Origin of the sequence: Virgibacillus aidingensis (assembly GCF_010994035.1) — a bacterium.
In the GTDB taxonomy this organism is placed as follows: Bacteria; Bacillota; Bacilli; order Bacillales; family Amphibacillaceae; genus Virgibacillus_N.
Genome location: NZ_WIXN01000004.1, coordinates 154304 through 166963, shown reverse-complemented (window position 1 = coordinate 166963; position 12660 = coordinate 154304). Strand labels below are relative to the sequence as shown.

4 protein-coding genes are annotated in these 12660 nt (G+C 40.4%); all 4 read left to right on the top strand.

All coding sequences use genetic code 11. The annotated features are described in order from the left end of the window. The first annotated feature begins 20 nt into the window (after positions 1-20). Positions 21-935, top strand: coding sequence for an ROK family protein (locus tag GHD25_RS04965; protein WP_164215269.1), 915 nt, complete (start codon positions 21-23; stop codon positions 933-935). A 23-nt stretch (positions 936-958) separates the two neighbouring features. Further along, positions 959-3388, top strand: a complete 2430-nt coding sequence (locus GHD25_RS04960) for a sialidase family protein (RefSeq protein WP_240452224.1) — start codon at positions 959-961, stop codon at positions 3386-3388. An 814-nt stretch (positions 3389-4202) separates the two neighbouring features. Continuing rightward, entirely contained in the window at positions 4203-7919 is a 3717-nt protein-coding gene (locus tag GHD25_RS04955) for a glycosyl hydrolase family 95 catalytic domain-containing protein (RefSeq protein ID WP_164215267.1), read from the top strand. Positions 7920-9062: 1143 nt separating this feature from the next. Further along, positions 9063-12314 carry an alpha-L-fucosidase gene (locus GHD25_RS04950; protein ID WP_164215266.1) on the top strand — a complete coding sequence of 1084 codons (3252 nt, stop codon included), beginning with the start codon at positions 9063-9065 and terminating at the stop codon, positions 12312-12314. The last annotated feature ends 346 nt before the right edge of the window (positions 12315-12660 follow it).

Sequence of the window (12660 nt, the reverse complement as noted above, 5' to 3'; positions counted from 1 at the left end):
CGTGAAATGGGGGGACACAGGTGATTGCAGGTGCTTTTGATATTGGCGGCACGAGTATTAAATATGGTGTGCTGAACGAACAAGGCGATATACTCTATAAATCGAAAACGGATACAAGAGCAAGTGAAGGCGGTATGGCCGTAATTGGCCAGGTCATAGAAATTGCCAAACGTCTGCAGAAGGATTATACACTAAACGGACTAGCTGTCAGCACAGCAGGTCAAATCGATAAACAGGAGGGAAGCGTGATCCATGCTACAGAATCCCTCCCCGGTTATACCGGTTTGAATATAAAAAAAGAATTGGAAATAGCTCTTGACCTGCCGGTGATGATTGATAATGATGTAAACTGTGCAGCTCTCGGAGAATATTGGCGGGGGGCTGCTAAGGAGGTGAGCCATTTTCTTTGTATGACGCTTGGGACCGGAATCGGAGGAGCCATTGTCATGAACGGCCAGGTTTATCCCGGTGCAGGATATTCCGCAGGAGAATTCGGTCATATGACACTCTATCCCGATGGAAAACCCTGTCTTTGCGGTGATTCTGGCTGCTATGAGCAATATGCTTCCAGCAGTGCTTTGGAACATCGGGCAGCAGATTACTTTAAAACAAGTATCTCTTTGCCGCTATTATTTAATCAGGCTAAACAGGGTGACAGGGCATCGGAGCTGCTGATTGATAAATGGATTGAAGATGTTGCATTGGGGATTAAGTCGCTTGTTCACATATTTAACCCTCCTTTGATTGTCATTGGAGGCGGTATTTCCGAGCAGGGAGATTATTTACTCAAAAAACTGCAAAAAAATGTGAATGCTCGAATCATGCCTTCCTTCCAACACTCCTTAGAATTAAAAATGGCACAAAATGGCAATGATACTAACTTGCAAGGTGCCGTGTATCAGCTAAAGAATGATTTAAATTGGGAGAGGCTGTAAAAATTAAGGAGGAATTGATTTTGATGACACATTTTAAAAAGCTAATCGTATTTGCATTCGTTGGGGTTATTCTTGCTTTTGCAGGAACAACTGAGACAGCAAAGGCAGAAACCGCAGGAAGTGTGGAACCAATCCTGCATATTGAAAATGAGACAATTACAGATGATAATTTCATAAACCTGGAGCATGAAGTGGACCAGCTAAAAGATTTGGATGAAGGTACTATTGTGGCCAGATTTCGGTCTGATGGATCATCGATTATGTCTCTTTTTTCATTAAGTAATAATCATGTCTCTGATGGTCATTTCCACTTCTATATTTCATCATCGGGAATAGGAAGCGAAAATCGATACGAAGCACCCGGAGAGCCGAAGGAAAATATCCATATTATTTCCGATCATGTAGACTTTGAAGAGGGAGAGGTCTACACTGCGGCCATGGTGATGGATAAAGAAGAAGGATATAAGTTCTTTTTGGACGGGGAGTTGATTAAAGAAGATACAGATTCCCCCCGCAGATTTTTAAGCCATGTTTATGAACCGAATAGTGCATTTATCGGGAAGACAGACAGGGCATCAGGAAATAACTATGAATTTAGCGGTGATATTGATTTTGTGGAAATGTATAACGAGCCGCTGACGGATGAAGAACTTAAGAATGTCACTGCCGAGACAGCATCCGAGGAATTACCTGGCAACCCATTGCCGGAAGATGCTTTTGTAACAGAACCTGAAAGTATCTTTTATCCTGGGTTTATGGATTCCCCGAACTTTAGGATTCCTGCCCTGTTTTATACACAAAATGGTACACTCTTAGCCGGAATTGATCGTCGTATCGGAGGGCCTGGGGATTCTCCGAATGATATTCATGCAGCAGTAAGAAGGAGTCATGATCAGGGTGATACCTGGGAAGAGGAAGGTATTTTAATAAATGCCTATCCGGACACTGCTTCCAACATAGATTTGGCCTTCACGGAAGATACAGAAAATGAAAGAATTTTCGCGATTGTAGACGGTTGGCCTGATGGAGCCGGTTTGATGGGCGGCTTCGGAGCTAATACGGAAAAAGGCACCGGTTTTTCAACCATTGACGGTAAAGATTATATGTTTTTAACTGATGAGGATGACAATCAGTATACGATTCGGGAAGATGGAGAAGTCTATGATGAAAATGGCGAAGTTACCGGTTATACGGTAGATATGAAACGCGATCTATATGAAAATGGAGACAAGATAGATAATATTTTCAGTGCAACGTCCCCTTTGAAACCATTAAAAACTTCGTACCTGGAGTTGTATTACAGTGATGATGAAGGGGAGAACTGGACTGGTCCCATAGATTTGAATGATCAGGTAAAAGAAGAATATATGATGTTTCTGGGTGCAGGGCCTGGCAACGGCATTCAGCTGAAAGAGGGAGAAAATGAAGGAAGACTTGTTTTCCCTGTATATTTTATCAACGACAATAACAGACAGGCCAGTGCGGTAATTTACAGTGATGATAACGGAGAAACGTGGCATCGCGGAGAGTCTCCAAATGAAGGAAGACATGTAGGAGATGGAGAGACCATCAATGAAAAAGATTTTACCGAGCAGGCTCATGAGATTACCGAAGCACAGGTAGTGGAAATGCCGGATGGCCAGTTGAAGCTATTTATGCGCAATTATTCAGGGTACGCGCGAGTTGCAACAAGCGTAGATGGCGGGGAAACCTGGCAGCCTGAGGTAGTAACGGAAGAGGCTCTGGTTGCTCCGTACAGTCAAATGTCGGCGATTCGGTATGATGGAAAAATTGATGGACAAGAAGCTGTTATCTTCTCCAGCGCCAATCATCCTACTAGCAGAATCAACGGTACTGTAAGAGTAGGGCTGATTCAAGAGGATGGTGTGGACGAAAATGGCCATACAAACTATTCTTTTGATTGGAAATATGAACAGCTGGTGAAAAGCGGCCACTACGGTTACTCGAGCCTGGCAAATCTTCCAAATGGAGAGATTGGCCTGTTTTACGAGGGTACACCCAACACTGTAATGGACTTTTTCAAGTTTAACCCCGAATATCTGAAATGGGAGCGGGAGGCAGAAAAGCCAGCTCCGGAAGTAGATTCCATGGAAGTGATACAGTCGCCGCCTCCTGTATATCGTCCTGGAGAAACGGTACAAATTGAGGTTGCTTTTGAGGATTACGTGATGCTGATCGGGGATAAACGTTTGCAAGCCAATATCGGAGGCCACGATGTGTCCTTTGATCTTGTCGAACAAACGGGACACCATCATTTTATTTTTGAAGCGGAAGTACCTGAGTTATCACCTGGTACCCATGACATTCATGCCATGTTTGACTTGGGGTTAAACATTTACAATGTATATGGAGAAAGCCTCTCCATTAACGAAAGTAAGAACCAGTTAACCGATATAATCAGAGTAAGAGCCAGTGGCAACGGTCGTTATTAAACGAGGGATAAAATAAAACTCAGCGAATATAATAAAACATTTTATGGGGTAAAACTAATTGGTTTTACCTCTTTTTTTGTGTGCCGGTCCCGTACGAATCCTGTTAGCAGTTTTGTAACAACAGAAACGAAAACTGCCTTTTACATTATTCTGTTTTATTTGATTTATTTTGTTATTCTAGGGAAACATCATTTTATCAAAAGATACCGGAGAAATAAAAGCTTTTTTTCAATAGTTATTTAGTAAATTTAATAATTGCCTCATGTGCAATAAAGCGGCTTACTAATATAATAGCAAGTATTATCAAAAAATTATAATAAAACTATTGATTTTGATTTGTCAATCAGTTACAATCAACATAATAAAAAATAAAAAAACAAAAACAAAGTATAAAACAAAAGAAAAATAACTTTTGAAAACGCAATCATTACCCTTGGAAGTATATTGGTATCAGTTTCAAAGAAAATGTACCAAGTATTCAACAAGTTTTGAGGTAATAATTGGTGGCAAAATCTTGAATCTAGTTGTTGTGTTATCATCATTTCAGCGTAAAAAAGACTGATATGGTGTATGCATTATTCCGAATGAAAGGAGGATATTTGGAAAGGTATTCAGTAAAAAATCCTTGTCACAGTAAGCTTTTTTTAGTAAACATGCCATTAGCAATTGCTTAGATGACAAATGAAATGGATGGGGTGGTCAAAAGCCTCACCCTATCCGATACGGCACATTCTAGCAACCTATTACTTATTAAAGGAAGTGTAAAAATTTGAGAAAAAACAAAGGGAAAATAGTTTCGTTTATCCTAATTCTTATGTTGTTAGTACCCTTACTGGAAAATCCTAGTTTAATAGTTAATGCAGATCATCCTCAACCATATTCTGCTGAATGGGTTGTCAGACCATCTAACAATCTTTCACTTTGGTATGACGAACCTGCAAAAAGCTGGGAAAATGAGGCGCTCCCTATCGGCAATGGATATATGGGCGGAATGATTTTTGGAGAAGTTGCACAGGAACGCATTCAATTTAATGAGAAAACATTATGGACAGGCGGCCCTGGTGAATGGGAAGACTATCGCGGAGGAAATTGGCCAGAACAGAATCTGGAACCACTGAAAAGAATACGAGAATTAATAAATGAACAAAATTTCGATGCTGCGGATGAGGCAGCTTATGACCTTATGAACACAGATCGTGCATATGGTGCATATCAGACATTTGGTGATATCTACTTAGACTTTGCCTCATCAAATAACACGGAGGATTATCTGAGGGAACTTGATTTAGAGGATGGTATAGCAAGAGTTATTTATACAGAGGACGGCATCACTTATAAACGCGAGTATTTTGCCAACTATCCGGATAATGTTATGGTGATGCGCTTAACAGCAAGTGAACCAGGAGCATTAACATTTTCAAGTAAATTCACAACGCCGCATGATGATACGGAAATAACGGCCAGAAATGGACGTTTGCAAATGACTGGTAATTTGGATAATGAAATGGCATTTGAATCACAGATGCTTATACAAAACGAAGGCGGAACCTTAGAAACCAAATCAGATAAGGTGGAGGTAAATGGAGCAGATTCAGTCACCATTTTATTAACTGCCGGTACAGATTATGAGCAAAAATATCCGGCGTATAAAAGAGAACATCCGCATGAACGTGTAACTTCGACGCTTAATGCAGCGGCAGAAAAATCATACAATGAATTACTTGTAACACATCAAGAAGATTATAAAGAATTGTTTGATCGTGTTGAACTAAACATCGGTCAAGACATTGCTGATATTCCAACAAATGAATTATTAGATACCTATACCGGAGATAAAGATGACGTGAATAGCCGTACATTGGAGTCATTGTTTTTCCAGTATGGACGTTATTTGTTAATTAGTTCATCAAGGGATGGCTCACTTCCGGCAAATTTACAAGGCGTTTGGAATGATTCAACCTCTCCGCCATGGAGTGCAGATTATCACACAAACATTAATGTTCAAATGAACTATTGGCCTTCAGAGGTAACTAACTTAAGTGAGACTGTTCCTCCACTTGTTGATTATGTTGATAAAATGCGTATGCGTGGAAGAGAAACGGCAGAAATTCATTATGGTGCAGCCGGTTGGGTTACTCATAATGAAATGAATATCTTTGATCATACAGGGCCAAAAAACTGGTGGTCGGCTTTTTACTTCCCCGAAGCAGCGGCGTGGCTAACCCAACCGTTATGGGAGCATTATCTTTTCTCAAGTGATACAGAATATTTAGAAGAAGAAGCCTATCCAATTATGAAAGAAGCAGCAGAATTTTGGTTGGACAATTTAGTTGAAGACCCTAGAGACGGAAAACTAGTGGCATCACCAAGTTACTCACCTGAACAGGGATCATTCCGTGCCGGAGCTTCTATGTCTCAGCAAATCATTTGGGATTTATTTACCAACACACTTGAGGCGACTGAAGTGTTAGAGGTAGATAAAGAATTTCGTAAAGAGTTATTGGATGCAAAGGAAAAGCTTGATCCAGGTTTAAGAATTGGCTCTTGGGGCCAGCTGCAAGAGTGGAAAGAAGATTTGGACGATCCAAATAACGAACATCGTCATGTATCACATCTTTTTGCACTACATCCAGGTAATCAAATTTCACCAGAAATGACACCTGAATTTGCAGAAGCAGCAGAAGTATCGTTAAATGCACGTGGAGATGGGGGCACAGGTTGGAGTAAGGCTTGGAAAATTAATTTCTGGAGCCGTTTGTTAGATGGAAATCGTGCTCATAAAATGCTGTCGGAGCAGTTAAAAAATAGTACATTGGACAATTTATGGGATACGCATCCCCCATTTCAAATTGATGGGAACTTTGGAGCAACTGCAGGCGTAGCGGAAATGTTATTGCAAAGCCATACAGATGTTATTGAATTACTACCTGCATTGCCTGATGCATGGGAAGATGGCAGTTATAAAGGTCTCCGTGCCCGCGGGGCATTTACGGTTGATGTTAAGTGGAAAAATAAAGTACCAACGGAAATATTACTGTCTTCTGATGAAGAGAATGAAGAAAAGTCAATTCAATTGAAGAGTTCTGTGTTTGATGAACCTTTTAGCATTCTGGATAAAGAGAATAACAAGGAAATTCCTTTTGTACAAGAGGACAATATAATCAGCTTTGATATCCAGCCCGGAAAAACATACGAAATAGTTTCAAACCTGGATGTTTCTTTCCAAATGCCGGGCGAATCAATTGCCGGAAATAAGGTACCTGTTGAGGTGGAAATAGCGAATCAGGGTACTCAGCCGATTTCAACCGGAAAGGTTTTTCTGACAACACCAGAAAATTGGTCTGTTGAACCAAACGATATCAATATCCCGAATATAGATCCTGGTGAGACACATACCATTCAAACGGAAATGGATATTCCATTAAATGCGGTAAAGGATATTTATACTGTTAAAGCGATTTTTGAGGCGGAAGAAGGAAAGGTAGAAGCCAAGCAGCATATCAGTGTTCAATCTGCAATAACATTAAAGGATATCAATGAGGTTATGATTGGCAATGAAGATTCGGGTGAAATAGAAGCTACTATAGTAAATAATCGAAAGGAAGCCACTTCAGGCAGCCTTGTTGTTGAGACACCTGATGGCTGGTCGATACAGTCCGAAGAACAAGAATTTAATCTAGCCGGCAAGGAAGAAAAAACTTATACCATCGAAGTTACGCCGCCTCATGACTATTCTGGAGCTAAATCATTGCCGGTAAATACTCTAATTAGTGATGCAGTGGTGTCATCTGCTAATGCGGATATAATCGTCAGGGGTATATATGTAAGTGACTTAGACTGGGTAAATGCAGATAATGGCTGGGGCCCTGTTGAACGTGATATGAGTAACGGCGAAATGGGTTCAGGAGATGGCGGACCGATTACTATAAATGGAAAGGTTTATAAAAAAGGACTGGGTGTCCACGCTCCGAGTGAAATCATATATGATTTGGACGGACAGTATGCCCGCTTTACGGCAGATGTCGGGGTTGATGATTATATGGGACCGAATACACCTGCCAGTATAGTCTTTAAGGTTTATGCTGATGGAGAGAAACTATTTGATAGTGGATTGATGGAAGCTGCCACAGAGGCTAAAACAATCGATGTCAATGTGGAAGGGGTAAAAGAACTAAAACTTGTTGTCACAGATGGCGGTAATGGTAATGGAAGTGATCATGGCAACTGGGCTGATGCTTGGTTAAGCATTATGACAGATAGAGAAACACCTTCAAGCGATGATATAAAGGTACTCGTTGAGCAATTTGAAGAAAATGGAGAATTTGAAAGGGTTTCTGATGCACGCTTATTGAAAACCCATTTGGCTGCAGTAAGTCATTATGAAAAAAATGAATTATCCCAAAAGGTCGTTAAACACATGGAAGGGTTCATCCTTCTGCTTGACCATCAAAAAGAAAATGACTTCATTTCTATTGAAGCCTATAACTCGCTCAAGGCAAATGCGAAAAGCCTATTGGAAAAGTGGAAATAAGCTTATTAAGCAAGTGATAAAACAAAACTCTAAATTATAAAAGTACATTTTATGGGGTAAAACTAATTGGTTTTACCTCTTTTTTTGTTGTGCATGCACATATTTTATTCAACACATTGTACCAAACAGAAATGAAAGCTGATTTTTATATCGTTCTGTATTATTTGCTTTATTTGGGTAATCCGGTATATACACATAATATCCAAAAATAACAAAGGAATGAAAGCTTATTTTTCCAAAAGTTATTTAGTGAATTTTAATGATTGCCTCATGCGAATATTTCATTTATTTTATAACCGGACGCATTGAAAGTCATTGTTGTGAAGGGCTTCAGATTATAAAGCTGAAATCACTTCCTTTATGGAATATCAAGTATTATCAAAAAATTATAAATAACATGTTGATTTTGATTTGTTAATTGGATATAATCAATATAACAAAAGTAAAGAGACAGAAACAGATTATAATTCGGAAATAAAAGTAAAAAATGAAAACGCAATCATGGATAGTGTTATTTGATAGACTTTTGACCTGCTATAGGTGACTTGGAATATGATCCAGGTGAACATTAAACTTTGAATATTTTCATTAGTGTTACTATCATATCAGGCTAAATGAGCCTGATATGTTGTAGACATATTATTACCAATACGGGGAGGGAGAAATAGTCATTATGGGGAACAAAAATCAATTGGGAAGAGAGGTGTTGCGGCGATGGTGCTTGGAATACACCCGTATCGAGGCTCGCATGCTGGTTTTGATTACGTAGTGTGTATCCTGGTTTTACTATCGAAACAGAAAGAATCTTTTGGGATAAGTATGTGAAGATGGAAGATTCCAAGGTATGGGATTTTACATTATGAAACAATAGGTTTAGTAACATAGAATCAATATTTCCAGAAAAGTCATTCACATGTTGGCACATAAACATAATAACGTTGCATGTTTGTGAACATGTTGAAGCAAAGTTCCTTTACAACGTTGATAATTTAGAATTTAGATGAAGTAATATTTAACGTCGAAAGGGAATGAAAGCACGACACCTGAGAAGAGCAAAAATATTTTCATGCATGGTGATCGCCGGGTTCTTCAGGACAATCCGGCATTTGATAAATACGTTTTAAAAACAGGAGGTTGAAGAATGTGAAGGGAAAGTTTGGTCGTGCGGTAAATATTTCCTTGATTCTAACATTAATAGTCAGTTTGTTTACAATGAGCTTTCATAATACACCAATTAATGCCTTTTCATCTGGGTCAATTGCAGAAGTGGATGCTGATGAATTATTGGATGTGAGCTTTGGCGGTGTATTTTCGACGGAGAAGGTCTACACAAATCCGGACGGGGAGATGATGGATGGCACATTATCCCGCCGGACAGCCAATGAGGAAATCAATGAGGGCAGAATATATTTAAATGGCGGTCAGGATGGGGTGGATTTTGATCCCCGAACTCCATTGGGATCCGGCTCAATAGACCAGCCGCTGGTCGTTGAAGCGGAGTTTACGCCGGAAGCAGAGCCAGGCCATTATGATACATTAATTTCAATCGGAGGGAACATCTATGTGAGGTATACCTCTAACACGACACTCGAATATGGATTTGATGTTAATCATAATGGTGGCTGGACATCTGTCAGTGAGACAGTTTCCGCACCTAAAGAGGGAGAAGAGCACTCCATTGCAATTGTTTATGAACCGGATGGCAATGGGGCAACCATGAGAGCGTTTCTGAATGGGATGGAACTGCCGGAAGTTAGCCACGATGAAGCTGCACCACTTCTGAATCAAAATAGTGAAAACCCGATCGGATTTGGGAACGAGGTTCATCCTGCCGGTCTTGATAGAGGATTTGAAGGATCTTTTAATCATGTAGTGGCCACAACTTTTGATGGTGAATTTGATTTTAGTCTTATTAAGACGATGGATGTGGCAGATGTTGAAAGAAATTTGTCATTGTGGGCTTTAGGTTCATTGGAAGAAACAGCATATTCTCCTTCAGAGGATGAAGTTATGGATGGGGAACTAAATGTTCAAGGTGGCGAAATTACTGATTTTGGCCGCTTCAGTATGAGCGGTGATGCTTCATTCATCGATTTCAATCCAGATGGCTCCATTATGGACGAGAATTCGGCCATTAAAGATAGTATTGCTGAAGTTCTTGTGGATCCGGATTCGATTGATTCGGGAGATGTGTTGATTGATCTGGCCGGAGCTGTTCAAGTGCGTAAGTCAGAAGAGGATGAGATGTTTGAGGTTATAGCTGATAGTGAAGTGGCAGAAACATTGGATGCATCAGGAAAACTGGATGATGAGTATATCCATCTCACGCTTGTTTATCATAACCGGGGCGAGGGAGCTACAGCAGAATTATGGCTGGGGAACGAGCAGCTGGGTGAAACTATTCATCTGTCCGAACCTCCAGCCGCAAGCCGTAACGCTATTCGTTATGCAGGATCGGAAAATTCCAGTGATGCAAGCTTTTCAGGAGATGTATATGGTGTGGCGTTTGCTTTATTGGATGGAGAGTTCAATGCTCAATATCTTGGTTTACTGGCTGGACCGTGTACAGTACCTGAGGATTTAGAACCTGCCAACCGCATAGCAATTAAACCAAATGAGTGCGGGCCGGCTCTTGTTGAAAAAGCCTCACAGGTTCGTCCGACTCCTAAGCAAGTACAGTGGCAGGAGTATGAAAAAACAGCCTTCATTCATTATGGGATTAACACCTATTACGGAGTTGAATGGGGAGGCTTCAATGAGGATCCAAATATGTTCCATCCCACAGATCTCGATACGGACCAGTGGGCACGTACACTGAAGGAAAGCGGATTTGAGATGGCCATTCTTACGGTGAAACACCATGATGGATTTGTGCTATACCCAACTCGGTATACCAACTTTAGTGTAGCCAGCAGCTCATGGAGAAATGGTGAAGGGGATGTACTTCGCGAATTTGTTGACTCCATGAATAAATACGATATTAAAGTCGGTGTATATCTATCACCAGCTGACCATCATGCATACCACCACGATAACCCGGATTATCATCACGGCATTTTTGCCAATGGAAGTGAACCTTCTATGCGTACGATTCCAACATTGGTTGAGGGAGATGATCGTGCAGATGATCCCGACTTACCTACGTTTGAATTGCCGGCAACAGATTATGGGGAAATGTTTCTAAATCAGTTGTATGAAGTTTTAACAGAGTATGGTGAAATTCATGAAGTTTGGTTTGACGGGGCTCAAGGTCACATCCCGGGTGATGCTCACGAGCCATATGATTGGGAAAGCTATTACGAACTGATTAACGAGCTCGCTCCTGAAGCAGTAATTGCTGTATCAGGTCCAGATGTCCGCTGGGTTGGAAATGAATCAGGATGGGCACGGGAAAATGAGTGGAGTGTTGTTGGTGCAGCTACAGACGCCAATGGACGCCAATACACCTACCCATCTGCACAACAATCAGACCTGGGCAGCCGTTCAGTACTCGCAGACGCAGCAGCTAATGGAATAGATTATTTGACATGGTGGCCTGCAGAAGTAGATGTCAGTATTCGAAACGGCTGGTTTTACCATGACAACCAGCAGCCAAAATCTTTGGACCATCTGAGGCAGATCTATTATGATTCCATTGCTCGTAATTCCGTGCTGTTACTGAATATACCGCCTGATCCAAGCGGGCAGTTTGCAGACGCGGATGTAGAGGTGCTGAAGGAATGGCATCAATCTACAGAAAGAGATTTTGCGCTTGATCATGCTAAGGATGCTGCGATTCATGCAGAAAATGGCGCTGAAGGTGCGGATCCTGATAAATTAACTGATGGAATTTATGATTCGTCCTGGGAAGCAGCAGATGCTGCACCGAGCAGTATAACATTTACCATGGATGAAGAAGTTGCGGTTGATAGAATCACTTTGCAGGAAAATATTAATCACGGACAACAAGTAGAGTCTTTTGCAATCGATGTGCGCAATAGTGATGGTGAATGGGAAGAAATCTATACTAATGAAGTGATTGGATATAAGCGTATAGTTGTGCTTGATGAGGAAGTTAAAGGGAAAGAATTCCGCCTGCGCATATTACAATCTAGAGCGCCGGTTCATATTTCAAAGGTTGGTCTGCACCAATCATTGCCCGAAGAAGTGACAACTTCGATTGTACAAAAGTTAATTGAACACAATGTTGATAAAAATGAAGCAGCTCATTCATTAAATCTTCATATGAAAGCTGTGAGTCTATATGCGGAACAAGGAGAGTCCGAAAAAGTCGTTCGTCATATGGAGGGCTTTAAGATCTTACTTGACCATCAGCTGGACAACGATCTGATTTCCTTGGACGTCTATAATATTCTTCACTCCCAGGCCGAAGAATTAATAAAAGAATGGGAGTAAATCAATAGCAGCACTGACATGCTGACAGCTCTCTGTTGAAAGTAAATCAATCTTTTACAGGGAAATTTACAAAATATCCCCTTTCAGGCAGAGGATAGAAACTATTTATGAATCTGCTAAAGGGGATGTTTTCTAAGAGAAATAGACAGCTGATACTATGTCTTATTAATATATATCACCCTAACTTATAAAAATATAATAAAAATTTAAAGAAAACCCTTTCACAATTTGTTTTTGTCTGATATACTGTTAAATATCAAAACAAACAAACATAAAAAAAACAAAACAAACATATATCTGATAAACAGAATTTTCCTATTTTGTATATTTATAAATGACTCTAAAC

Coding starts and splice junctions, on each gene's coding strand:
- GHD25_RS04960 (WP_240452224.1), top strand. CDS start 959: ATGACACATTTTAAAAAGCTAATCGTATTTGCATTCGTTGGGGTTATT.
- GHD25_RS04955 (WP_164215267.1), top strand. CDS start 4,203: ATGTTGTTAGTACCCTTACTGGAAAATCCTAGTTTAATAGTTAATGCA.